Genomic DNA, 22,757 nt, shown 5'->3' with positions numbered 1-22,757 from the left:
GGCCAGGCACGACGGAATCCGGCGCCGCCGCCCACCCCATGCGTGCGTCGCCGCAGCGCCCGAGAGGGAGGAGAGCGCCGCCATGACCGAGTACGTCCCCCCGCCGGTGGACCGCAGGCTGCCCACCGAGGAGGCCCGCGACCTGATGGCCCTGGTACGCGAGCTCGCCGAGCGCGAAATCCGGCCAACCGCCGCGGAAGAAGAGGAGGCCGGCCACTTCCCGCGCGCCCTGTTCACCCTGCTCTCCGAATCCGGCCTGCTCTCCCTGCCGTACGCCCAGGAGTTCGGCGGCGGCGACCAGCCCTACGAGGTCTACCTCCAGGTCCTGGAGGAACTCGCGGCCGCCCGGCTCACCGTGGGCCTCGGCGTCAGCGTGCACACCCTCGCCTGCCACGCGCTGGCCGGATACGGCACCAAGGAGCAGCGCGCCGAGCACCTCCCGGCCATGCTCGGCGGCGGCCTGCTCGGCGCCTACTGCCTCTCCGAGCCCGCCGCCGGCTCCGACGCCGCCGCCCTGACCACCCGCGCCACCCGGCAGGGCGACCACTGGACCATCGAGGGCACCAAGGCGTGGACCACCCACGGCGGCGTGGCCGACTTCTACACCGTCCTGGCCCGCACCGGCGAGGGCGGCCCGCACGGCATCACCGCCTTCCTCGTCCCCGGCGACGCCGAGGGACTTCAGGCGGCCAAGCCCGAGCGGAAGATGGGCATGAAGGGCTCGCCGACCGCGCAACTGCACTTCGACGGCGTCCAGGTCCCCGACGCCCGCCGCATCGGCGAGGAGGGCCAGGGCTTCTCCATCGCGCTCTCCGCCCTGGACTCCGGCCGCCTGGGCATCGCCGCCTGCGCGATCGGCGTCGCCCAGGCCGCGCTGGACGAGGCCCTCGCCTACACCGCCGGGCGCCGCCAATTCGGCCGCCCCATCGTCGACTTCCAGGGTCTGCGCTTCATGCTCGCGGACATGGCGACCCAGGTGGAGGCGGGCCGCGCCCTCTACCTCAGCGCCGCCCGGCTGCGCGACGCCGGCCTGCCGTTCTCCAAGGAGGCGGCGATGGCCAAGCTGTTCTGCACCGACACCGCGATGCGGGTCACCACCGACGCCGTCCAACTGCTCGGCGGCTACGGCTACACCGTCGACTTCCCTGCCGAGCGCTATATGCGCGAGGCCAAGGTGCTCCAGATCGTCGAGGGCACCAACCAGATCCAACGGATGGTGATCGCCCGCCACTTGGCGGGACCGGAGTCGCACTGATCCTGCGGGGCGGGGCCGACCGGCGCCCCGCCCCCGTCGGCTCGGCTCAGTCGCCGAGCCCCTTCAAGCCGGTGGCCGTCCCGATCGCCACCACCAACGCGCCGGGCTCGACGGCCAGTTCGCGGGCCACCGCTACCGGCACCGCGGACGACGGCTCCAACAGCAGCCCCTCAGCGGCCAGCCGCCGGTGCTCGGCCAGCGCCACCTCGTCGTCCACCGCCACGGCCGTGCCACCGGTCAGCCACAGCGCGTCCAACCCCTGCCAGCACGGCCGGTCCCCGCCCAACGAGAACGCCACCGACCGGCCCGGCGTCACCCGGGTCCGCTCCTGCTCGGCCCGGTCGGCCCGGCGCAGCGCGGCGGTGAACGGCGCCGCCGGCGTGGTCTCCGCGACCACCAGCCGCGGCACCGCCCCGACCAGCCCGGCCGCCGCCAACTCCCGATATCCCCGGCCGATTCCGGCCAACAGGTCACCCCGGCTGGTGGGCACCACCACCGCGTCGATCCGCCGCCCGGCGAAGTCCCGGGCCAGCTCGTAGGCGACCGACTTGTACCCCTCGTTCCCGTACGGATTGCTGCCAGGACGCGAGGCCGCGTAGCTGGTCAGCGGATACCAGCCGCGTTCCGCGACGGCCTGCGTCATCGCCGCGTTCCGCGCCTCACCGCCGCCGGGGACGACCACCCGCTCCGCCCCCAACGCATCGATCTGCGCCCGGAGTCCGGCCGGCACCGCATCGGTGGTGAACACCACGCAGCGCAGCCCGGCCCGCGCGGCGTAGGCCGCGGCCGCCGCCCCCGCGTTCCCCGAGGACGCCGCGACCACGGTGTCCGCGCCGGCCGCCAGCGCCGCGGCCACCCCGACCGACATCGCCCGGTCCTTGTGCGACCCGGTCGGATTGCCACCCTCGTATTTCAGCCACAACTCGCCCCCGGCGGTGGTCGATTGAGGCCCGTCCGCGGATGGCGTCTCGGCGCGCAGCCGGACGACGGGGGTGTTCCCCTCGCCGAGGGTGACCGGCGGACCCGGCACCGGCAGCGCCGTCGGCCAGCCCCACGGGCCGCCCGGGTACGCCGCGAGGTCCAGCCCGGTCAGATCCGCCAGCGGGGGCGGGGTGTTGACGCCGATGCCGTCGCGGGCGCAGGACCGGCAGCCGGTGAGATCGCCCGCGGCGTCACCGCAGCGCGGGCAGTGCAGGGGGAGTGGGGGCATCGTCGTCGCTCCTGGGGTCGGGGTCGGTCCGGGGCCACGCGGGACGAGCGTGACGGTAACAGGCGCAGCCGAACTACGTCACCTACATGTCTCGTCATCGGCCTCAAGGTGTGGCCGCCACCCGTTATCTGACGTACCGTCAATTCCTTCCGTTCCCCGGTGATCCACCGTCCGACCGCGCCCAGGAGGGACCGTGACCGACCGTCCGATCGCGCTCGACGAATACCCGATCCACCAGGCACCGCTCTCCATGCGACAGGTCGCCACCAGCGACCGCAACGCCTACGACCGCTGCATCTTCCACGTCCTGGACCACACCGGCCGCGCCCTGCTCATCGCCGGCCTCGGCGTCTACCCCAACACCGGCGTCATCGACGCCTACGCCACCCTCCGCCTCGGCGACCAACTGCACGCCGTACGGGCCTCCGACGCGCTCACCGACGACCGCCTGGCACTCACCGTCGGCCCGCTCACGCTCACCGTCGAGGAACCGCTCCACCGCATCCGCCTCACCTGTGCCCCCGACCCCACCGACCCGAACGGCCTGTCCTACGATCTGACCTGGACCGGCTCCTTCCCGGCCGTCTGGGAGCCGCACCACACCCAACACCGCGGCGCCCGGCTGATAGTGGAGGGCCGCCGCTTCGTCCAGGCCGGCACCTGCACCGGCACGATCCGCGCGGCCGGCGAGGAGCTCACCGTCACCGCGGGGGAGTGGACCGGTACCCGGGACCGCAGTTGGGGCGTGCGCCCGATCCCCGGCGAGGACGGCGGCCGAGCCGCCGCCGAGGCCCCGACCGAGGGGTTCCACTGGATCTGGTGCCCGGTCCGCTTCGACGACCGGTTCGTCATGGTCATCGTCCAGGAGGACGCCGACGGCCACCGCACCCTCAACGAGGCGCTGCTGGTCCGCAACGGCACCCGGGACCGCCAACTCGGCTGGCCACACGCCGACATCGACTACCGCCCCGGCACCAGGCACCCCGAACGCGCCGTCCTCCACCTCACCGGCCCCGACCGCAAACCCCTCGAACTCACCGCGGAGATCCTCGCCTCCTCGCCCCTCGCCCTCGGCGCCGGCTATCCCCCCGCCGACGACTGGCAGCACGGCACCTGGCAGGGCCGCGACTGGGTCGACCGCCGCAGCTACGACCTCTCCGACCCCGCCGCCCACCCCCGCGCCGCCTTCGGCGTCACCGACCACGCCGCCCGCTTCACCCTCGAAGGCCGCACCGGCTACGGCATCTTCGAACACGGCAGCTTCGGCCGCCACGACCCGAGCGGCTTCACCGGCTACCACGATGTCGCCCCCGCCCCGCAGGCCCACCCGGAGGCGGGCCGATGACCCACAGCCCCCGCCCGCGCACCACCACCCGCGACCCCGACAACCTCACCCACCGGCTCACCGCCTGGCTCGACACCCGCCTGCCCGGCGCCCGCGCCACCCGCACCACCGTCCCCGCCTCCAACGGCATGTCCAGCGAGACCCTGCTCTTCGACATCGCCCACCCCGACCCGTCGTCCCGCCAACTCCCGGCCCCGCCCGGCCCGGACGGGACCCTGGGCTGCGTCCTCCGGCTCGCCGCCGACCCCGCCGCGTACACCGTCTTCCCGCGCTACGACATGGAGCGGCAGTACCGCACCATGCGCCTGGTAGCCGACCACACCGACCTGCCGGTCCCCCGCACCCTCTGGCTGGAGGAGGACCCCAGGCACCTCGGCGCACCCTTCTTCGTCATGACCCGCGCCACCGGCCGCGTCCCACCCGACGTCATGCCCTATACCTACGAGGGGAGTTGGCTGCACGACGCCACCGACGCCGAACGCGACGAGCTGGCGGCCGCCAGCGTCGCCGTCCTCGCCCGCCTGCACGACCAAGTCCCGCCGGAATCCGCCGCGTTCCTCGCCGCACCCGGAACCGGCAGCACCCTCGCCCGCCACGTCGCATCCCAACGCGCCTACTACGCCTGGGTCGTGGACGGCCTCCCGCGCTCCCCGCTCATCGAGCGCGGCTTCGCCTGGCTCGCCGACCACTGGCCGAACGACCCCGACGACCCCGTACTGAGCTGGGGCGACGCCCGGATCGGCAACATCGTCTACGACGGCTTCGCACCCGCCGCGGTCCTCGACTGGGAACTGGCCGCGCTCGGCCCCCGCGAGCTCGACCTCGGCTGGATGATCTACCTGCACCGCTTCTTCCAGGACCTCACCCAGGCGAGCGGCCAGCGCGGACTGCCCGACTTCCTGCGCCGGGACAAGGTGGAGAGCCAGTACGCCCGACTGACCGGACACCGGCCCCGCGCCATGGAGTTCCACACCCTCTACGCGGCCCTGCGGCACGCCGTCGTCATGCTGAGAGTGGCCTACCGCCGCGTCCACTTCGGGGAACGCCCGCTCCCGGACGACCCCGACGAGCTGATCATGCACCGGGACACCCTGGAGGCGATGCTCGCCGGCCGCTACTGGTGAACGGGCGCGGCCGGCGGACGGATCAGCTCCGGCGGCGGGAGCGCGGCACCCGGACCGCCCGCTCGCCGGGACCACCGGGGTGCGAGAACGGCTGGCGGCGCCAGTCCAGGCCCGCGGGAAGCGTCAACAGGATGGCGGCGTCCCGCTCTTGAGCATCCATCATGTCGTCGGTGTTCGGGGCGTCGGACGCCGGCCGGCCCGACCCCTGGCACACCGTCAGCGCGAACGGGTTCCACGGCGAGGGGCACAGCGCGTGCTCCGGCAGCGTGTCCTCGTCCGCCAGCAGCGCGATCGGCTGCCCGCAGTCCGGGCAGCTCACGCGGTAGATCTCGTAGGTGTCGAAGGGATCGTCCACGCCGTCCTCGGCGAGGAAGTCGAAACTGTCGCCCTCCTGGGCGCCGACGTCGGCCGCGGCGGAGTCCTGCTTGAGGCGTCGCATGATGTCCATCCCCCTCGGGTGGGCCACTCGGACCGCTGACTTCGTTCGTGTGACCGGCGGTCTCGGCCAACACCAGCAATGCCCCCCATGCCGGGCGCATAATCGCCGGCACCCCGCGGACCCCGCCTCACTGGTGTGGCATTGCTCACACGGGCCGACGGTCGGGTGCCCACGGTCGGGCGCACGGTGCGCACACGCGCCCGCGCACAGTAGGTTGAGCGGGTGGAGGAGTTGGACCGACAAATCGTGGATCTGCTCGTCAAGGACGGGCGGATGAGCTACACCGACCTGGGCAAGGCCACCGGCCTGTCCACCTCGGCGGTGCACCAACGGGTGCGCCGCCTGGAACAGCGCGGGGTGATCCGCGGCTACGCCGCCATCGTCGACCCCGAGGCCGTGGGCCTGCCGCTCACCGCCTTCATTTCGGTCAAACCCTTCGACCCCAGCGCCCCGGACGACATCGCCGACCGGCTCGCCGAGGTGCCCGAGCTGGAGGCGTGCCACAGCGTCGCCGGCGACGAGAACTACATCCTCAAGGTCCGGGTCGCCACCCCGCTGGAGCTGGAGCACCTGCTCACCCGCATCCGCACCCTGGCCGGCGTCTCGACCCGCACCACGGTGGTGCTCTCCACCCCCTACGAATCCCGCCCGCCGCGGATCTGACCCGGCCGGGAGCCGACCCCCAACGCCCGGCGTCCCCGCCCAGGGGCCAGACTGTCCGGTATGAGCGAGCGCAACCCCGAGCAGGCCCCCCGCACCGTCCTCCTGCGGGGCGGTGAGGTGCACAGCCCCGCCGACCCCTTCGCCACCGCGATGGTCGTCGAGGGCGACCGGATCGCCTGGGTCGGCGAGGAGGGCGCGGCCGACTCCTTCGCCGACGGCGTCGACGAAGTGGTCCGGCTCGACGGCGCGTTGGTCACCCCGGCGTTCACGGACGCACATGTGCACACCACCGCCACCGGGCTGGCCCTCACCGGCCTGGACCTCGCCGGCGCCGCCACCCTGACCGACGCCCTCCACCGGATCCGCGCCTTCGCCGCCGACCGCCCGACCGGCACCGTCCTGCTCGGCCACGGCTGGGACGCCAGCGCCTGGCCCGAGGGCCGCCCGCCGTCCCGCACCGAACTGGACGCCGCCACCGGCGGCCGCCCGCTCTACCTCACCCGCGTCGACGTGCACTCCGCGGTCGTCAGCACCGCCCTGCTCGACCTGGTACCGGGCGTCCGCGAGCAGTCCGGCTTCCACCCCGACGGACCGCTGACCAGCGACGCCCACCACGCCGTACGGGCCGCCGCGTACGCCACCGTCACCCCCGCCCAGCGCGCCGAGGCCCAGGCCGCCGCGCTGGCCCGGGCCGCCTCGCTCGGCATCGGCACCCTCCACGAGTGCGCCGGCCCGCAGATCTCCAGCGAGGACGACTTCACCGCGCTGCTCGCCCGCGCCGCCGAGCAGGACGGCCCGCGCATCATCGGCTACTGGGCCGAACTGATCGCATCCGCAAAGGAAGCCGACCGAATTCGCGAGCTCGGCGCCCACGGCGCCGCCGGCGACCTCTTCGCCGACGGCTCGCTCGGCTCGCACACCGCCCACCTGCACGCCCCCTACGCCGACGCCGACCACACCGGCGCCGCCCACCTCGACGCCGACGCCATCGCCGCCCACGTCGCCGCCTGCACCGAGGCCGGCCTCCAGGCCGGCTTCCACGCCATCGGCGACGCCGCCCTGACCGCCGTCACCGACGGCGTCCGGGCCGCCGCCGACCGCGTCGGCCTGCCCCGCGTCCGCGCCGCCCGACACCGCGTCGAGCACGCCGAGATGCTCACCGACAAGACCATCGCCGCCTTCGCCGACCTCGCCCTGACCGCCTCCGTGCAGCCCGCCTTCGACGCGGCCTGGGGCGGCCCCGACGGCATGTACGCCACCCGCCTCGGCGCCGACCGGGCCGCCGGCCTCAACCCCTACGCCGCCCTCCTCAAGGCCGGCGTCCCGCTCGCCCTCGGCTCCGACAGCCCGGTCACCCCGCTCGACCCCTGGGGCACCGTGCGCGCCGCCGTCTTCCACCGCACCCGCGCCCACGGCATCTCCGCCCGCGCCGCGTTCACCGCCCACACCCGCGGCGGCTGGCGCGCCATCGGCCGCGACGACGCCGGCGTCCTGGTGCCCGGCGCCCCCGCCGACTACGCGGTCTGGCAGACCGGCGAACTGCTCGTCCAGGCCCCCGACGAGCGCGTCGAGCGCTGGTCCACCGACCCCCGCTCCGGCACCCCCGGCCTGCCCGATCTCACCCCCGGCAACGCCCTCCCGCGCTGCCTGCGCACCGTCGTCGGCGGGCGGCTGGTCTTCGACCGGCCGAACGAGTGACATCGCGGGAGCCGGTGGCACCGGACACCGCGCCGCACCGGCTTGCCCTACCTGGGAAGGCTCGGCACTGACCTGGGACGACGCGAAACCGACGCAGAAGTAGCGACTGTTGACAGCAGCCGCCGGTGGGCCGGTAGGTTCGGCCGAGTCCACCACAGGACGTCCGACCGGGACCTCCGCGCAGTCGTCGAACGCAGCTGGGCCATGGGGCGGCGAGCCAACCGGCACACCGCCACTGGGAGCCAGGTCCAGCGCCAGGGCGATGGCTAGGTCGGTCGGCAGGTGCGACCCGGGTGGGGCCCGGCGCTCAGTAGACAACGGCTTTCGGTCGACCCGCAGCCAGCGGGTCCCAGGTCGGCCCGAAGGGCGCCGGGCCCCGATCCGCACCCCCGACGAGGACGGCGCCGCAGGTCGCCCGCCCGTCCCGCTCCGCACACCCCGCACCCGCCCCCGTGGCCCTCCGATGTACGGTCAGCTGACTAACGGACGACCTGTAGGAAGGCCCGCGACGTGCCATCGGGTTCCGAGACAACCGACGCCGCCGCGCCCACCGGCCCGGCGCCGTCCGGCGTGACCGACGCCGGACATCGCCCCGGCCGGGCCCGCCGGCTGGCCGCCCTGGCCCGCCGCGAGGCCCCGCGCACCGCCCTCGCGGCCGCCGCCGGCCTCGCCCTCGGCCTGGCCTTCCCGCCGTACGGCCTGTGGCCGCTGTCGCTGGTGGCGGTGGCCGCGCTGGCGCTGCTGACCCGCGGCCGCCGGGCCCGCCAGGGCGCCTGGACCGGCTTCGCGTTCGGGCTGCCGTTCTTCCTGCTCCTGCTGAAGTGGCTGCATGTGGTCGGCTGGGACGCGGTGGTGGGCCTGTCGATCGCCGAGGCGCTCTTCGTCGTGCTGATGGGGGCGGGGCTGGCGCTCACCTCCCGGCTGCCCGGCTGGCCGCTGTGGGGCGCCTGCCTGTGGGTCGCCCAGGAATGGGCCAGGGACCGGCTGCCGTTCGGCGGCTTCCCCTGGGGCCGGCTGGCCTTCGCCAACACCGGCTCGCCGTTCACCCCGCTCGCCGCGCTCGGCGGCGCCCCGCTGGTGACCTTCGCCGTCGCGCTGGCCGGCGCCCTGCTGGCCGCCGCCGCGGTCGGCCTGTGGGGACTGCGCCGCGGCGCCGGCCAACGCGGAGTAGTCCGGGCGCTGGAGGCGTTCGGACTGGCCGCCGCGATCACCCTCGCCGGCCTGGCGGTCCCGATCCCGACCAAGGCCGACGACACCGTCCGGATCGCCGTCGTCCAGGGCAACGTCCAGCAGGCCGGCATGGACTTCCTGGGCCGCCCCATGAAGATCCTCGACAACCACGCCAGCGCCACCGAGAAGCTGGCCGACGACGTCCGGCACCACCGGGTACCCAAGCCGGACCTGGTCATCTGGCCGGAGAACTCCTCCGACCTGGACCCCTTCCAGTACCCGCAGGCGTACGACCGGATCGACGAGGCGGTCAAGGCGATCGGCGTCCCGGTCCTCGTCGGCGCCCTCATCGACCACCCCACCAAGCCCGGCTACGTCTTCAACGAGGGCATCGTCTGGGACCCCAAGACCGGCCCCGGCGCCTCGTACACCAAGCAACACCCGGTGCCGTTCGGCGAGTACGTGCCCTTCCGGGCCGAGCTCAGCAAGATCATCACGCGCTTCCAGCGGGTGCCCCGCGACTTCTACCCCGGCGACCACACCGGCCTGCTGAAGGTCGGCCCGGCCAAACTGGGCGACGTCATCTGCTTCGAGGTCGCCTACGACGAGATCGTCCACGACACCGTCGGCGCCGGCGCCCGGGCGCTGGTCGTCCAGACCAACAACGCCACCTACGGGCGCACCGGCCAGCCCGAGCAGCAGTTGGCGATGTCCAGGCTCCGGGCCGTCGAGCACGGCCGGGCGGTGGTCACCGCGGCCACCAGCGGCATCAGCGCGGTGGTCGCTCCGGACGGGAGCATTACGCACCAGATTCCCGAATTCACCCAGGGTGTGGTCTCGGCCCGCATCCCTCTGCGCGACGAAACGACGCTTGCCGACCGCGTTGGCGCGGCTCCCGAGTGGGCGCTCGCTATCGTGGGCCTCCTGTCCTGCGGGGCCGCCGTCATCGTCGGCCAGCGCAGGCGAACGAAGGACGAGAAGGGACAGCAGTGACAGACGGTCAGCGGCAGTACGGTCCGCTCGGCAGCACGTTGGTGATCATTCCGACGTACAACGAGGCGGAGAACATCAAGCCGATCGTCTCGCGGGTGCGGTCCTCCGTCCCCGAGGCGCACGTCCTGATCGCGGACGACAACAGCCCCGACGGCACCGGCAAGCTGGCCGATGAGCTGGCCGCCGAGGACGACAAGGTCCACGTCCTGCACCGCAAGGGCAAGGAGGGCCTCGGCGCCGCCTACCTCGCGGGCTTCCACTGGGGCATCGAGAACGGCCACGGCGTGCTGGTCGAGATGGACGCCGACGGCTCCCACCAGCCCGAGGAACTGCCCCGGCTCCTCACCGCCCTCAAGGGTGCCGACCTGGTGCTCGGTTCGCGCTGGGTCCCCGGTGGCCGGGTGGTGAACTGGCCCAAGCACCGCGAGTTCCTCTCCCGCGGCGGCAGCACCTACTCCCGGCTGATGCTGGACGTCCCGATCCGCGACGTCACCGGCGGCTTCCGCGCCTTCCGGGCCGAGACGCTCCAGGGCCTCGGCCTGGACGAGGTCGCGTCCCAGGGCTACTGCTTCCAGGTCGACCTGGCCCGCCGGGCCGTCCAGGCTGGCTACCACGTCGTCGAGGTGCCCATCACCTTCGTCGAACGGGAGTTGGGCGACAGCAAGATGAGCCGCGACATCGTCGTCGAGGCGCTCTGGCGGATCACCTCCTGGGGCGTGGGCTCCAAGGTGAGCAAGATCCGCGGCCGCTGACCCCCTGGTCGGCCCGGCCAGGCACACTGGTGGCATGACGTTCGGAGCCACGCCATCGCCGAATCCCCGCCCGCCCCGCTCGCGCGCCCGCCGGTTCGTCCCGTTGGGCATCGCCGCCTGGATGGTGTTGGAGATCTGGCTGCTGACGGTGGTCGCCGGCGCCACCAACGGCCTGACGGTGTTCCTGCTGCTTCTCGCCGGGGTGCTCGCCGGCGGCGCGGTGATCAAGCGCGCCGGCCGCCGTGCCTGGAAAAACCTCACCGGCGCCCTCCAGACCACCGGCACCCCCGACGCCCCGAGGGAGACCGGCTCCGCAGGCACCGGCAACACCCTCCCGATGATCGGCGGGCTGCTGCTGATCCTGCCCGGCCTGCTCTCGGACGTGCTGGGGCTGCTCTGCCTCTTCCCGCCGACCGGCCGACTGATCCTGCGCCGCGCCGACAAGCTGCTGACCCGCCGCCCCGGCTTCACCGCCGGTTCCTTCGGCGACGCCTACCAGCAGGCCCGCATGCACCGCCCGGACGGCAAGGTCGTCCCGGGCGAGGTGATCCACCCCGACGACCCATCGGCCGCACCCCGCCAGGACCCGCCGCTCACCCGCTGAAACGCCCGTAGGGGGCACCGGACCCGGTGCCCCCTACGGACATTTCTGCCTGTCACGGCAGAGGCAGGCACGGCAAGGGCCGGTGCCACCGTCGGTTGCGGTGGCACCGGCCCTTGCCGCGTGCCGTTGGGCTCGGTCCGCTCTCAGGCGGACTTGCGGTTGGTGTCGCGCGGATGCACGGCGATGTTCATGGTGCCGGAGCGCAGGACTGCCAGCCGCTCGGCCAGCACCTCCTCCAACTCCTCGCGGGTCCGCCGCTCCATGAGCATGTCCCAGTGCGTACGCGCGGGCTTGCCCTTCTTCTCCTCAGGGCCATCCCCATCCACCAGAAGCGAGGGTGCACCGCAAACCTTGCACTCCCACTCCGGCGGAATCTCGGCCTCAACCGAGAACGGCATCTCGAAACGATGTCCGTTCTGGCATGCGTACTCCACCGCCTGGCGCGGGGCCAGGTCGATGCCGCGGTCGGTCTCGTAGCTGGTCACCACGAGGCGCGTGCCGCGGAGAGCTCGCTCACTCATGAATCGTGCCTCCCGGGCTTGTCGCCCACAGGACAGGTGTCGCTGTCGTCGTCATCCGGTCAACGTCCGGTCGGCGGTGAAGATTCCCGTCATCGGGACATACGTCGCCTGCGTCGCCCGTCGTGCCGCCCCTTGTTGTACCCACCAACGCCCGGTTTGTCACATCTGGCAGCAGATGTCACCCAGCGCCTCATGGAGTTGAGCGCGCAGTAACGGTCCGCCTGGTGAGCCAAAGGCGTACACTACCGCCCCGCGCCCCCAACGGCTAAATCCGGTCAGGTATCGGATTCCCGTCCGCCAGGTCCGTAGCGGCTGCGTCCTTGCCGGTGCGGTGTCTTAAGCGCGTCGTACGCGGAAAAATACTCCGCTTCCTTGTCGCGCGGGGGCGGATGGGAGAACAAGGTCAGGGCAATGTCCCGCCATCGTCCGGTGGAGGTCGGCCGCCGCGCGAGCAACGTGCTTTGATCCGGCCCCAGTTCGGCCCTTCCGCGGCGCCCGAGTCGGAACTGGAGTCGGAACCGAAGTGGGGAGGAAGGTCGACACCGCCCCGGTCATTGGTCCCTGCTGGGGGCCGTTATGATCATGGTGCGGCTCCGGCCCCCGGGCGGGAGCGATGCGTCTGTGGTCCAAGGCAAGACGTCCACCAACCGGTGGGAGATGCAGGTGCAAGGCCGGCCAGGCGCTCCATGCAAGGCCCTTCCCTTTCAGGGAGGGGCCTTTTCGCGTCGCGGTTGTTGTCGCCGGCGATGCGCGCACTGTGTCCCGATCTCGCCCCATACGATCGCCACTCGGGAATGAGCCGGCGTTCGTCTGGATTCGGGATCGGGGATGCGGATGGGTCCGTCCACCATGCGTTGGCCCCGGTACGTCTCGTTCATGCCGGCCGCGATGATCGTCGTCGGGGCCCTCTGGAACCTCTTCTCGCCGCGCGAATACTGGGGCGACTACCTGCTGGTCGCGGCCGTGACCGTGGCCGGAGCGCTGCTCTCGTTGCGGCACACGATCGCGGCCGGGGTGGCCATCGTCCTCGTCGAGGCGGGGCTGTTGTTCGTGGGCGGCCATCTCGGCAACGTTGTCGCGTCGGCGATCGAACTGGCCAACCTGGCGTTCACCGCGCTCATCGCCATCGGGGTCAACCGGGTCGTCGCCCGCCACGGGCGCCGGCTGGCGACGGTGCGTTCCGTCGCCGAGGCCGCCCAACGGGCCGTGTTGCCCCCGCCGCCGACGCGGGTCGGCCCGTTGACCGTCGCGGCGGTCTACAAGGCCGCGCAGATCGAGGCGTTGATCGGCGGCGACGCCTACGCGGTGCAGGACACCCCGTACGGCACCCGGCTGCTGATCGCGGACGTGCGGGGCAAGGGGATGGGAGCGATCGGGGCGGTCGCCGCGCTGCTGGGCGCGTTCCGGGTGGAGGTGGACCAGGCGCCCGACCTCGCGGCGTTGGCCGGGCGGCTGGAGCGCGCGTTGCTCAAGGAGGGCGCGTTGCGCGAGGAGGAGGTCCGGACGGAGGGCTTCGTCACGGCGCTGCTCGGCGAGATCCCGCCGGACACCGGCCGGGTGCGGCTGCTGAACTGCGGCCACCCCGCCCCGTATCTCCTCGATGGCGCGGCCGTGTCCGTACTGGAGCCGGCCGATCCGGGGCTTCCCCTGGGCCTGAGCGGCCTCGGCGTGCCACCGGCCGAGCCCGAAACCTGGCCCCTGCCGCCCGGCGGCACGCTCCTGTTGGTGACCGACGGCGTGACGGAGGCCCGGGACCGCACCGGAGCCTTCTACGACCCGGCGCGCGGGCTGAGCGGTCGGGGCCCGTTCCGGCGGCCGGACGAGGTGATCGAGGCCCTCGTCCGCGACGTCGAGCAGTGGACCGGCGGCCCGCGCGACGACGACATGGCGATCCTGGCCGTCACGCGGGGCGACGGCGGGCCGGTTGACTGGTGAGGGTTCGGTGAGGGCATATCAACTTCCCTGTCTTGCTTGACAGTTGTCCGGAGCGGGGTGTGTTGGGGGTGGGGCGGTGGTAACTGATGCGCCCTCACCCCCGCCGGTCCGGTGAGAAGTTGGGAAGTTAGGGTGGCGGGATGTTCCGTCACGATGTCGCGAGGAAGCGGAAGGGGCCGCGCCCGCCGAACGGCGGGCTGTTCTTCTCGGGCGCGGTCGCCATGGCCGCCTGCGTGGGATCGGTCGTCAGGTCGTTCCTGCCGGAGTGGCAGGCGACGGTGGCGGAGCGCCGCTGACGGCCCGACGGGGCCTTGGCGGGCTGGGCGATTCCGCCGCTACTGGTGCCAACACCCCCGCTCCATCAGTACCGTTCGCAGCGTTTCGAGGTCGTCGGTCATGATGCCGTCCACGCCCAGGTCCAGCAGTGCGCGCATCCGGTCGGCGTCGTTGATCGTCCAGACGTGGACCTGCATGCCCAGGGCGTGCGCGGCGCGGAGGAAGAGCGGGTCGACGACGCGGATGCCGGACTGTCGCTCGGGGACCTGGACGCAGACCGCGCTGCGCCGCACCGCCGCACCCAGCAGCCGGTCCAGCGGCAGCGCCCCGCGCCCGTAGGAGCGCAGGCGCAGCCCGGTCACCCCGCGGGTGCCCAGCGAGCTGGCCATCCGGCCGCCGGCCAGTCGCTGCGCCCGGGCCACCCGGGCCTCGGAGAACGAGCCGACGCACACCCGGTCCCAGGCGCCGGTGCGGCGCAGCAGAGCCAGCAGCGGCTCCAGCGCACCCTCCGCCTTGAGGTCGACGTTCCACCGCGCCTCTGGGAACTCCTCCAGCAGCTCCTCGAACAGCGGCAGCGGCTCCTGGCCGGCGACCCGGGCCCGGCGGACCGCCCGCCAGGGGAGGTCCGCGATGGTGCCGCGGGTGTCGGTGACCCGGTCCAGGGTCGCGTCGTGGAAGGCGACCAGGGCGCCGTCGGACGTCGTGTGGACGTCGGTTTCCAGATAGCGGTAGCCGAGGCCCACGGCGCGGCGGAACGCGACGGCAGTGTTCTCCAGGCCGTCCGCGGTGCCGCCCCGGTGGGCGAAGGGCAGCGGGCGGGGGTGGTCGAGGTAGGGATGGCGCAGACGCATCGCAGGGGTCACCTAAGGCAGTATCGCTCCCCTCGGTGACGGCTCGGGGGAGCGGGCCACCACGAGCGACGGCTGCTCGGCCAGCCCCTCGATCGCGAAGCGACGGAGGAAGAACTGCGCCAGCGGCCCGATCGCCAGCGCGTACAGCACGGTGCCGACGCCCACGGAGCCGCCGAGCGCGAAGCCCGCGACCAGGACGGTCAGCTCGATGCAGGTCCGCACCAGCCGGAGCGGGCGACCGGTGCGCAGGTGCAGCCCGGTCATCAGCCCGTCGCGCGGGCCGGCGCCGAAGCGCGCCGAGAGGTAGAGGCCGGTCGCGGTGCCGTTGAGGAGCACCGCGGCCACCAGCAGCGGGATGCGGACGGCCAGCGATCGCACCTCCGGCACGAGACCCAGCGTCGCGTCCATGACGAGCCCGAGGATCACCACGTTCGAGACCGTGCCCAGGCCCGGCCGCTGGCGCAACGGGATCCACAGCAGCAGGATCAGCGCACCGGTGACGATCGTGACGGTGCCGATCGTCAGCCCCGTGTGGCGCGCGATGCCCTGGTTGAGCACGCTCCACGGCTCCAGCCCCAGGCCGGCCCGGACCATCAGCCCCATGCTGACGCCGTACGCCACGAGCCCCACGTAGAGCTGTACGAGCCGGCGCGGTAGGTGCGACCGCCCGACGGCGGACCTCTGGGTGACGGACACGACTCTTCCCCCTTCTGGCAGGATTGGACTGGCGCGTGTCACGATGTGGCATGTCAGGGCTCCGGAAGTAGAGCCAATTCGGGGAAGGTGGACTGATCTTCATGGCCCAGTGGACCTCCGCGGTGGGGGCGCCCCAGCTCGCCCGGCTGCTTCGCTCGCAGGATCCGCGGGCCGCCGAACTCACCGCAAACGGGCGGAAGTTGCCCGCCTACCGCAGCCTCGCCGACGGCGTCCGCCGGCTGGTCCTCGAAGGTCGGGTCCCGGTCGCCGCCCGACTGCCCGCCGAGCGCGAGCTGGCCGCGGCCATCGCCGTCAGCCGCACCACCGTCGCCGCCGCGTACGAGGCACTGCGCGCCGAGGGATTCCTGGAGTCCCGGCGCGGCTCCGGCAGCTGGACCGCCGTCCCGGCCGGCAACCCGCTGCCCACCCGCGGCCTGGAACCGCTCCCGCCGGAGGCCGCCGGCTCGATGATCGACCTCGGCTGCGCCGCCCTGCCGGCCCCCGAGCCCTGGCTCACCCGCTCCGTCCAGGCCGCCATGACCGACCTGCCGCTGTACGCCCACACCCACGGCGACTACCCGGCCGGCCTGCCCGCCCTCCGTCAGGCCCTCGCCGACCGCTACACCGCCCGCGGTATCCCCACGATGCCCGAGCAGATCATGGTGACCACCGGCGCGATGGGCGCCGTCGCCGCGATCTGCCGGCTGTGTACGGGCCCCGGCGAGCGGGTGGCCGTCGACTCGCCCTCGTACGCCAACATCCTCCAACTGATGCGGGACGCCGGCGCCCGGCTCGTCCCGGTCGCCCTCGGCGAGCAGTTGACCGGCTGGGACATTCCGGTCTGGCGACAGGTGATGCGCGACGCCGCGCCGCGGATGGCCTACGTCGTCGCCGACTTCCACAACCCCACCGGCTCCCTCGCCACCGAGGACCAGCGCCGCCGCCTGGTGGACGCCGCTCGCTCGGCCGGCACCCTGCTCGTCGTCGACGAGACGATGACCGAGATCGTGCTCGATCCGGACACCGAACTGCCCCGCCCGGTCTGCGCGTTCGACCCGGCCGGCAGCTCGGTGATCACCGTCGGGTCGGCCAGCAAGGCGTTCTGGGCCGGCATGCGGATCGGCTGGGTGCGGGCCGCGCCCGACATCATCCGCAGCCTGGTCGCCGCCCGCGCCTACTCCGACCTCGGCTCGCCCGTCCTCGAACAGCTCGCCATCGCCTCTCTGTTGGAGACCGGCGGCTGGGAGGAGGCCGTCGCGATCCGCCGAGAGCAGGCCCGGGAGAACCGCGCCGCGATCGTCGAAGCGCTCCACCGCCACCTGCCCGACTGGGAGTTCAGCGTCCCGCGCGGCGGCCTCACGCTCTGGGTCCGCACCGGCGGCCTCTCCGGCTCCCGGATCGCGGAGGCGGGGGAGCGGCTGGGGGTACGGGTGCCGTCCGGCCCGCGGTTCGGCGTCGACGGCGCCTTCGAGGGCTTCGTGCGACTGCCGTTCACGGTCAGTGGCGCCGTCGCCGACGAGGCGATCGTGCGACTGGCGCGGGCCGCCGAGCTGGTGGCCACCGGAGCCCCGATCGAGGCGGAGCCACTGCCGGCGTTCGTGGCCTGAGGAGCGCAAAGCACCGGCACGTTCTGGTCAACTCCGCACGCTTAGCGACAAGTTGACCTTGCGTACAGGTTCTCGAATCGCTGACGTGGCATCAATCCGAGGTCGGGGCTTCCGCGTTACGGCCGCCCACCGGCGTCGCCGCCGGGCCGGGCTTCGCGAAGGACACCGGCCGGGGCGCGGTGGCGGTCCGCTCGGTGGCGTCCGCCGGCACCGTGCGTTCCGGCAGGAGCGCCAGCACGGCCCGGCGGTGCGCCTCGCCGGTGGCGTCGTCGAACGGGTCCGGGGTGGCGGGCACTTGGAGCCGCAGCACCGGGCCGGTGCCCATGCGCGCATAGCCGCGGCCCGGCGGCACCTGGGGCAGCGGCGTGGTGTGCGGCGGCGCGCCGAGCACCGCCTGCACCTCCTCGGCGGTCGCCGGGCCGAGCACGACCCGCGCCTTGGTGTGGGCCCGTACCGGATCCGTCAGCAGCTCCGCGGTCTCGAACTGGTCGGCCACCACCACCGTCACCTGGGCCGCCCGCCCGTGCCGCAGCGGGACCTGGAGCAGTCGCTGGGGATCGTCCTGCCCCTCCACCGCCGCCAGATGGGACAGCGCCGTCAGTCGGTCCGCGATGATCCACAGCGGCCGACGGGCGTCCGCCGGCGCCGGCTGCCCGGCCTGCTGCGCCCGGTTGGTGGCGACCAGTCGGCGCTCGGTCTCGTGCGTCGCCCACTCCAGCGTCGCCAGCGCACCGGCCAGCCCGCTCTCCACGGCCAGCACCCCGCGCCGTCCGGCCAGACACCCGAACTCCCCGGTCCCACCACCGTCGATGACGACCACGTCGCCGTGGCGCAGCGCCTGGATCGCGAGCGAGCGGAGCAGCGTCGTCCCGCCGGCGCCCGGCTGCCCCAGGGCCAGCAGGTGTGGTTCGGTGGACCGCCGGCCGGTGCGCCAGACCACCGGCGGCTCGTCCCGGACCTCGCCCCCGCAGATCACCGGAAGCGTCCGCTGCACCGACTCGGGGTCGGTGAACCCGAGCACCGTCTCGCCCGGCGAGGTCACGAAGCGCTGCGTCGCCAGGTCCGTCGGCAGCGGCCCGAGCGCCGTCATCGTCAACTGGTTGGCCTCCTCGTCCCAGTCGAAGCGGTACTCCCGGCCGCGGCCGGACTTGGCGTGCAGCAACTGCTCGACGCGGACCCGGGAAGCGTCCTCGCCGTCGGGGAAGTACGCCGGGTACGTCAGCCGCAGCCGGGTCGGCCGCCCGCCCTCGTCGAAGGCGTACGCGGTGAACGCCCGCTGCCAGTCCCCGTCGTGGGCGTAGAGCGGGGTGGGGTCGGCGTCGGCGGAGAAGTGCGGCACCAGCGCCTCGTACAGCGCCTGCAGGCGCCCGGTCTCCGCCTCGCTCGGGCCGCTGTCCGCCACGGCCGGCGTCCGGTCCCGGCCGACCCAGGCCGCCACCCCCGTCACCGCGATCACCGCGAGCAGCGGACCGTACGGCACCAGCGCCACGATCAGCACCCCGGCGCCGACGAGGAAGCACAGTGGGCCGCGCCGCTCCCTGGGGGTCGCGGCCCAGCGTTCCCGGCCGGCCGTCACCAGGCGGTGCAGGCCCCGGCTGATGGTGATCAGCGGGTGGAGCACGTCGGTGGCGCCGTCGGCCGCGGTCCGCGCCAGTTCGCGGCCGCGGGCGATCGGGGCACTGCTGGTCAGGGCGTTGCCGGTGAGGATGCGGGGGAGGGGGCGCCGGGCCACGGCTTCTCTCCTGGTGCTCGTAGGGACGGCGGGCCGGCTCGGTGGGGGCGACGAGCCGGGGGATCTCGCGCGGCGCCGCCCGGACGGGACGGGGCGGCCCGTGCGGGCGGTACGCGCGGGCGCCGCGCTGCTGGCGGAGTGGCTAGGGCCTATCCGACCCTGACCCATCGGGGACCCATCGGGCAGGCCCTAGAGCTTGATCCCACCGAGCAGGCTGGCCAGGCTCGCGCCGCCGGCCTTGATGCTGGGCGCGATGGCCGAGCCCGCGAGATAGAAGCCGAAGAGTGCGCAGATTAGCGCGTGGGACAACTTCAGGCCGTCCTTGCGGAAGAAGAGGAAGACGATGACACCGAGCAGGACGACGCCGGAAATGGACAGAATCATGAGGTTCTCTCCTGGGTGTGGGGACGGTCACCGTGAGTTCTTCCAGCCTCACCGCCGGTATCAAGCCAAGAAAAGCTGCAAATGGCGGATTTGTCGGGGAAATCCCTCAAACGGTCCAGTGGCCGCGTGAAACCGGCCCCGCCCCAAGACCACGGCCCGCCGTGCCCGCCGCCCGCCGGACCCGGCACAATCGTGAGGTGTCAAAGCCCAGGAAGCCGTCGAGAACCGTCCCGCAGCGCGGCCGGCGCACGCCGCCCGCGCCGGCCCCCGTCACCGAGGACGCACCCTGCCCGTGCGGCCGCGAGGCGAGCTACGGGGAGTGCTGCGCCCCGTTCCACCAGGGCCAAGCCGCCGCCCCGACGGCCGAGCGCCTGATGCGCTCCCGCTACAGCGCCTTCGCCATCGGCGACTCCGCCTACCTGCTGCGCAGTTGGCACCCGGCGACCCGCCCCACGTCCCTCGAACTCGACCCCGCGCAACGCTGGACCGGCCTGGAAATCCTCGCCACCACCGGCGGCAGCGCCTTCCACCAGGAGGGCACGGTCGCCTTCCGCGCCCACTACGAGGTGCGCGGCCGCGCCGGCGACCAGTACGAGAACAGCCGCTTCGCCCGCCAGGACGGCCACTGGGTCTACGTGGACGCGCTGCCGGACGCCTGACCGCTCAGGGCCGGTCGCCCTCCGGCCCCATGCCGAGCCGGCCGCGCAACTGGTCCAGCTCCCGGCGGTCGCGCTTGGTGGGCCGGCCCGCGCCGCGGTCCCGTACGGCGGTTACCGCGACCGCCTCGCGCGGCGGTGCCGGCGGGCTGTTGTCGACGTAGCACTCGACGGCGACCGGCGCGCCGACCCGCTTGCGCACCAGCCGCTTCACCACCACGATCCGCTCCCGGCCGGCGTGCCGCAGCCGCACCTCGTCGCCGGGCCGCAGGGCGTGGGCGGGCTTGACCCGCTCACCGTTGACGCGCACGTGCCCGGCCCGGCAGGCCGTTGCGGCCGCGGAACGCGTCTTGGTGAGCCGCACCGACCAGATCCAGCTGTCGACCCGGGCGGTGGTCATCCCCTCGTCTGAAGCCATGCTGCGACTCTAGAGGAACGGCGGGCCCGGTCGGTGGGGAGAGCCGCGGCCGGCCGGCGCGGATCAGGTCGCGGTGGTCTTCGACGCCCGCTTCGCCCGCGACGACTTCTTCGCCGCGGTCTTCCCGGAAGTGGCCGAACTGCCGCCCGCCTTACCGGTGTTGGTCTTGCCGGCCTTGCTCGTCGTGCCCTTCCCGCCCGTGGTCGCGCGGCGTGACTCCCCCTTGGCCGCCGCCTTCTTCGCCGGGGCCTTCTTGGTGGCTGTGCCGCGGCCCCGGATCGGGGTGACCGAGGCGGCCTCCCCGTCCGCGTCGGCGCCGCGGGCGGCCCGCACGCTCTTCTCCAGGGCCGCCGTCAGATCGATGACCCGGGCGCCGGGTGCGGTGGTGTCGGGGGCGGTCGGGGCGCCACCCGCCAGCTTGGCCGCGACGAGTTCCTCCACCGCCTCGCGGTAGTCGTCGTGGAGTTCGGCCGGGTCGAGCGTGCCCAGCGAGTCCATCAGCGTCTCGGCCAGCTTCATCTCGTTCTCGCGGATCTTCACGTCCTCCGGCGCGATCCCCTCCGCGGGACGGACCTGGTCCGGCCACAACAGCGCGTGCATCACCAGCGCCCCGTCGTGCGCCCGCAGCATGGCCAGCGTCTCCCGCCCGCGCAGCGCCACCTTGCCGATCGCGACCTTCTCGTGGTGCTCCAGCGCCTCCCGCAGCAAGGTGTACGGCTTGACGGCGGAGGCCCCGTTGGGGCCGAGGTAGTACGCCTTGTCCAACTGGAGCGGGTCGATCTCGGCGGGGTCCACGAACGCGAGGATCGACAGCGTCTTGGCGGTCGGCATCGGCAGCCGGGAGAGGTCCTCGTCGGTGATCGGCACGACGGTGTCGTCGCCGGGCGGCTGATACCCCTTGCCCACCTCCTCGTTCGGCACCTCCTCGCCGTCCAGTTCGCAGACCTTGCGGTACTGGATCGGTGCGCCGTCCGCCTCGTGGATGCGGACGAAGGAGACCGACGCGGTGCGGTCGGTGGCGCTGTAGGTCTTCACCGGGATCGTGACCAGGCCAAACGAAATGGACCCGTTCCAGATGGATCGCATGGTTCGTCCCTTGTGTGGGATTCTCAATGGTATGTCGCCGATCACCGTCGTGGAGGGGCGGCGCCTGACGCTGACCAACCTCGACAAGGTCCTCTATCCCGAGACCGGCACGACCAAGGGTGAGGTGCTGCACTACTGCACCACCACCGCGGACGCGCTGCTCCCACACCTCCACGACCGGCCGGTGTCCTTCCTCCGCTATCCCGACGGGCCCGACGGCCAGCGCTTCTTCACCAAGAACGTGCCACCCGGCGCGCCCCCTTGGGTGGCGAGCTGCGCGGTCCCCCATTCGAGGTCGGGGCCCGCCCGCCAGGTGGTGCTCCAGGACCTCGCCTCGCTGGTCTGGGCGGCCAACCTCGTCGTCGAGCTGCACACCCCGCAGTGGACCTGCGACGCCCCGGGCCTGGCCGACCGGCTCGTCTTCGACCTGGACCCGGGCGCGCCCGCCACCATCGTCGAGTGCTGTGCCGCCGCCCGGTGGCTGCGCGACCGGCTGGCCGCCGACGGCCTCGACGCCTACGCCAAGACCAGCGGCTCCAAGGGGCTGCACCTCGTCGTGCCGGTCGAGCCCACCCCCGCCGACCAGACCACCGCCTACGCCCGGACGCTCGCCGTCGAGGCCGGTGCGGCCCTGGGGGAGCTGGTCACGCACAAGATGGACCGGGCGCTGCGGCCCGGCAGGGTCTTCATCGACTTCTCGCAGAACGCCGCCGCCAAGACCACCGCGGTCGCCTACACCCTGCGCGCCCGCCCCCTCCCGACCGTCTCCACCCCGGTCACCTGGGACGAGGTGGCCAACTGCACCGCGCCCGACCAACTCACCTTCCTCTTCGGCGAGATCGCCGCCCGCCGCGAGCGCTACGGCGACCTCCACGCACCACTGCTCGATCCGTCCAGGGCCCGCCCGGTACCCCGCGGGACCCGGCACCGACACTCCGCGTAGAACGGCAAACGTGGCGACGAGGGTGGACGATGGGCCGCCTCCGTGCCAACGAGCAGGCGCCAATGTGCGGACAGAGCAGGCCAGTTGATCGACACCCCTGCACTCCTCTTCCCTCGCCCGCGGGCTGAACATGGGCCTGTCGCCGGGCGGCGTGGTCCCCAACTCCCGGAAAGCCTGGCCCTGTTGTTGCTCGTAGACAGGGCTGACGGCCCCGGAACCGTTCACCCTGCCGCCCGACCTCGCCCGTGGTGCGTGCCGGGAACCGGGCGTCCGGGCCGTGGTTGACGAGGTGTCGTACCCGATACCGAGGAGGTGTGACCGGTCCGGTCCTGACGGCGTGTGGGACGGCGGTCGGAGTCGTGGGACGGTCCGCTCCGCGCCGCCCCGGAACCGTATGGA

General features: G+C 73.3%; 22 protein-coding genes. 13 read left to right on the top strand and 9 right to left on the bottom strand.

The features are described from left to right. Positions 1-82 precede the first annotated feature (82 nt). Complete coding sequence (locus ACFVFQ_RS25710) at positions 83-1,255, top strand: acyl-CoA dehydrogenase family protein (protein WP_383420056.1); 1,173 nt, start codon at positions 83-85, stop codon at positions 1,253-1,255. 46 nt (positions 1,256-1,301) lie between these two features. Here the strand turns inward: ACFVFQ_RS25710 and ACFVFQ_RS25705 are convergent, their stop codons facing one another. Continuing rightward, the gene (locus ACFVFQ_RS25705; RefSeq protein WP_383420053.1) at positions 1,302-2,465 is read right to left on the bottom strand and encodes a pyridoxal-phosphate dependent enzyme; all 1,164 of its coding nucleotides are present in this window, start codon (positions 2,463-2,465) and stop codon (positions 1,302-1,304) included. A 193-nt stretch (positions 2,466-2,658) separates the two neighbouring features. Between ACFVFQ_RS25705 and ACFVFQ_RS25700 the strand changes: the two genes are divergently transcribed. Continuing rightward, positions 2,659-3,810, top strand: a complete 1,152-nt coding sequence (locus ACFVFQ_RS25700; RefSeq protein WP_383420050.1) for a hypothetical protein — start codon at positions 2,659-2,661, stop codon at positions 3,808-3,810. Further along, positions 3,807-4,934, top strand: coding sequence for a phosphotransferase family protein (locus ACFVFQ_RS25695; protein WP_383420048.1), 1,128 nt, complete (start codon positions 3,807-3,809; stop codon positions 4,932-4,934). The genes ACFVFQ_RS25700 and ACFVFQ_RS25695 overlap by 4 nt, the downstream gene beginning before the upstream one ends. 22 nt (positions 4,935-4,956) lie before the next feature. Here ACFVFQ_RS25695 and ACFVFQ_RS25690 read toward each other — a convergent pair whose 3' ends face one another. Next, entirely contained in the window at positions 4,957-5,382 is a 426-nt protein-coding gene (locus tag ACFVFQ_RS25690) for a hypothetical protein (protein ID WP_383420046.1), read from the bottom strand. 213 nt (positions 5,383-5,595) lie between these two features. Between ACFVFQ_RS25690 and ACFVFQ_RS25685 the strand changes: the two genes are divergently transcribed. From ACFVFQ_RS25685 to fxsA, 5 genes are all read left to right on the top strand, one after another. After that, positions 5,596-6,036: an Lrp/AsnC family transcriptional regulator gene (locus tag ACFVFQ_RS25685; RefSeq protein ID WP_030804095.1), complete on the top strand. Its 441-nt coding sequence runs from the start codon at positions 5,596-5,598 to the stop codon at positions 6,034-6,036. Between the two features lie 60 nt (positions 6,037-6,096). Beyond that, complete coding sequence (locus ACFVFQ_RS25680; protein WP_383420043.1) at positions 6,097-7,734, top strand: amidohydrolase; 1,638 nt, start codon at positions 6,097-6,099, stop codon at positions 7,732-7,734. Positions 7,735-8,244: 510 nt separating this feature from the next. Further along, positions 8,245-9,897 carry an apolipoprotein N-acyltransferase gene (gene lnt, locus ACFVFQ_RS25675; protein WP_383420041.1) on the top strand — a complete coding sequence of 551 codons (1,653 nt, stop codon included), beginning with the start codon at positions 8,245-8,247 and terminating at the stop codon, positions 9,895-9,897. Further along, positions 9,894-10,649: a polyprenol monophosphomannose synthase gene (locus ACFVFQ_RS25670; protein WP_383420039.1), complete on the top strand. Its 756-nt coding sequence runs from the start codon at positions 9,894-9,896 to the stop codon at positions 10,647-10,649. The genes lnt and ACFVFQ_RS25670 overlap by 4 nt, the downstream gene beginning before the upstream one ends. A 34-nt stretch (positions 10,650-10,683) precedes the next feature. Further along, a complete protein-coding gene (gene fxsA / locus ACFVFQ_RS25665) occupies positions 10,684-11,253 on the top strand; it encodes an FxsA family membrane protein (RefSeq protein ID WP_383420037.1) in 570 nt (189 codons plus the stop codon). A 143-nt stretch (positions 11,254-11,396) separates the two neighbouring features. On the opposite strand, the gene ACFVFQ_RS25660 is transcribed toward fxsA, so the two are convergent. Continuing rightward, entirely contained in the window at positions 11,397-11,774 is a 378-nt protein-coding gene (locus ACFVFQ_RS25660; protein ID WP_006601711.1) for an RNA polymerase-binding protein RbpA, read from the bottom strand. 849 nt (positions 11,775-12,623) lie between these two features. Between ACFVFQ_RS25660 and ACFVFQ_RS25655 the strand changes: the two genes are divergently transcribed. Continuing rightward, positions 12,624-13,709 carry a PP2C family protein-serine/threonine phosphatase gene (locus ACFVFQ_RS25655; protein WP_383420035.1) on the top strand — a complete coding sequence of 362 codons (1,086 nt, stop codon included), beginning with the start codon at positions 12,624-12,626 and terminating at the stop codon, positions 13,707-13,709. Between the two features lie 140 nt (positions 13,710-13,849). Continuing rightward, entirely contained in the window at positions 13,850-14,005 is a 156-nt protein-coding gene (locus ACFVFQ_RS25650) for a hypothetical protein (protein WP_383420033.1), read from the top strand. A gap of 39 nt (positions 14,006-14,044) precedes the next feature. On the opposite strand, the gene ACFVFQ_RS25645 is transcribed toward ACFVFQ_RS25650, so the two are convergent. Together ACFVFQ_RS25645 and ACFVFQ_RS25640 are read right to left on the bottom strand one after the other, a co-directional pair. After that, entirely contained in the window at positions 14,045-14,836 is a 792-nt protein-coding gene (locus tag ACFVFQ_RS25645) for a glycerophosphodiester phosphodiesterase (RefSeq protein ID WP_383420084.1), read from the bottom strand. A 12-nt stretch (positions 14,837-14,848) separates the two neighbouring features. Next, positions 14,849-15,439, bottom strand: a complete 591-nt coding sequence (locus tag ACFVFQ_RS25640) for a YitT family protein (RefSeq protein ID WP_383420082.1) — start codon at positions 15,437-15,439, stop codon at positions 14,849-14,851. A gap of 194 nt (positions 15,440-15,633) precedes the next feature. On the opposite strand from ACFVFQ_RS25640, the gene ACFVFQ_RS25635 reads away from it, so the two are divergent. After that, positions 15,634-17,139, top strand: coding sequence for a PLP-dependent aminotransferase family protein (locus ACFVFQ_RS25635; RefSeq protein ID WP_383420031.1), 1,506 nt, complete (start codon positions 15,634-15,636; stop codon positions 17,137-17,139). A gap of 91 nt (positions 17,140-17,230) precedes the next feature. On the opposite strand, the gene ACFVFQ_RS25630 is transcribed toward ACFVFQ_RS25635, so the two are convergent. Both ACFVFQ_RS25630 and ACFVFQ_RS25625 read right to left on the bottom strand, forming a co-directional pair. Beyond that, on the bottom strand, positions 17,231-18,871 hold the full coding sequence (locus ACFVFQ_RS25630; RefSeq protein WP_383420029.1) for a hypothetical protein: 1,641 nt from the start codon (positions 18,869-18,871) through the stop codon (positions 17,231-17,233). Between the two features lie 189 nt (positions 18,872-19,060). Then, positions 19,061-19,255, bottom strand: coding sequence for a hypothetical protein (locus ACFVFQ_RS25625; RefSeq protein ID WP_016576341.1), 195 nt, complete (start codon positions 19,253-19,255; stop codon positions 19,061-19,063). Between the two features lie 197 nt (positions 19,256-19,452). Between ACFVFQ_RS25625 and ACFVFQ_RS25620 the strand changes: the two genes are divergently transcribed. Beyond that, positions 19,453-19,914 carry a YchJ family protein gene (locus ACFVFQ_RS25620; RefSeq protein ID WP_383420026.1) on the top strand — a complete coding sequence of 154 codons (462 nt, stop codon included), beginning with the start codon at positions 19,453-19,455 and terminating at the stop codon, positions 19,912-19,914. Positions 19,915-19,918: 4 nt separating this feature from the next. Here ACFVFQ_RS25620 and ACFVFQ_RS25615 read toward each other — a convergent pair whose 3' ends face one another. Then, complete coding sequence (locus ACFVFQ_RS25615; RefSeq protein ID WP_383420024.1) at positions 19,919-20,329, bottom strand: RNA-binding S4 domain-containing protein; 411 nt, start codon at positions 20,327-20,329, stop codon at positions 19,919-19,921. Between the two features lie 63 nt (positions 20,330-20,392). Beyond that, positions 20,393-21,415 (bottom strand): Ku protein, encoded by a 1,023-nt coding sequence (locus tag ACFVFQ_RS25610; protein WP_383420022.1) that lies wholly within the window; start codon positions 21,413-21,415, stop codon positions 20,393-20,395. 31 nt (positions 21,416-21,446) lie between these two features. Between ACFVFQ_RS25610 and ligD the strand changes: the two genes are divergently transcribed. Then, positions 21,447-22,358: a non-homologous end-joining DNA ligase gene (gene ligD / locus ACFVFQ_RS25605; RefSeq protein ID WP_383420020.1), complete on the top strand. Its 912-nt coding sequence runs from the start codon at positions 21,447-21,449 to the stop codon at positions 22,356-22,358. Positions 22,359-22,757 lie beyond the last annotated feature (399 nt).

The organism is Streptomyces sp. NPDC057743 (assembly GCF_042798755.1).
GTDB lineage: Bacteria > Actinomycetota > Actinomycetes > Streptomycetales > Streptomycetaceae > Streptomyces.
The sequence above is the reverse complement of the archived record's forward strand: the minus strand, read 5'-3'. Positions and strand labels throughout refer to the sequence as shown.

Bases quoted from the DNA above. Each gene is read 5' to 3' on its own strand.
- ACFVFQ_RS25610 (WP_383420022.1), bottom strand. From the start codon at position 21,415: ATGCGATCCATCTGGAACGGGTCCATTTCGTTTGGCCTGGTCACGATC.
- ACFVFQ_RS25625 (WP_016576341.1), bottom strand. From the start codon at position 19,255: ATGATTCTGTCCATTTCCGGCGTCGTCCTGCTCGGTGTCATCGTCTTC.
- ACFVFQ_RS25710 (WP_383420056.1), top strand. From the start codon at position 83: ATGACCGAGTACGTCCCCCCGCCGGTGGACCGCAGGCTGCCCACCGAG.
- ACFVFQ_RS25645 (WP_383420084.1), bottom strand. From the start codon at position 14,836: ATGCGTCTGCGCCATCCCTACCTCGACCACCCCCGCCCGCTGCCCTTC.
- ACFVFQ_RS25705 (WP_383420053.1), bottom strand. From the start codon at position 2,465: ATGCCCCCACTCCCCCTGCACTGCCCGCGCTGCGGTGACGCCGCGGGC.
- ACFVFQ_RS25680 (WP_383420043.1), top strand. From the start codon at position 6,097: ATGAGCGAGCGCAACCCCGAGCAGGCCCCCCGCACCGTCCTCCTGCGG.
- ACFVFQ_RS25655 (WP_383420035.1), top strand. From the start codon at position 12,624: ATGCGTTGGCCCCGGTACGTCTCGTTCATGCCGGCCGCGATGATCGTC.
- ACFVFQ_RS25690 (WP_383420046.1), bottom strand. From the start codon at position 5,382: ATGGACATCATGCGACGCCTCAAGCAGGACTCCGCCGCGGCCGACGTC.
- ACFVFQ_RS25615 (WP_383420024.1), bottom strand. From the start codon at position 20,329: ATGGCTTCAGACGAGGGGATGACCACCGCCCGGGTCGACAGCTGGATC.
- fxsA (WP_383420037.1), top strand. From the start codon at position 10,684: ATGACGTTCGGAGCCACGCCATCGCCGAATCCCCGCCCGCCCCGCTCG.
- ACFVFQ_RS25660 (WP_006601711.1), bottom strand. From the start codon at position 11,774: ATGAGTGAGCGAGCTCTCCGCGGCACGCGCCTCGTGGTGACCAGCTAC.
- ACFVFQ_RS25640 (WP_383420082.1), bottom strand. From the start codon at position 15,439: ATGGGGCTGATGGTCCGGGCCGGCCTGGGGCTGGAGCCGTGGAGCGTG.
- ACFVFQ_RS25635 (WP_383420031.1), top strand. From the start codon at position 15,634: ATGGCCCAGTGGACCTCCGCGGTGGGGGCGCCCCAGCTCGCCCGGCTG.
- ACFVFQ_RS25695 (WP_383420048.1), top strand. From the start codon at position 3,807: ATGACCCACAGCCCCCGCCCGCGCACCACCACCCGCGACCCCGACAAC.
- ligD (WP_383420020.1), top strand. From the start codon at position 21,447: ATGTCGCCGATCACCGTCGTGGAGGGGCGGCGCCTGACGCTGACCAAC.
- ACFVFQ_RS25650 (WP_383420033.1), top strand. From the start codon at position 13,850: ATGTTCCGTCACGATGTCGCGAGGAAGCGGAAGGGGCCGCGCCCGCCG.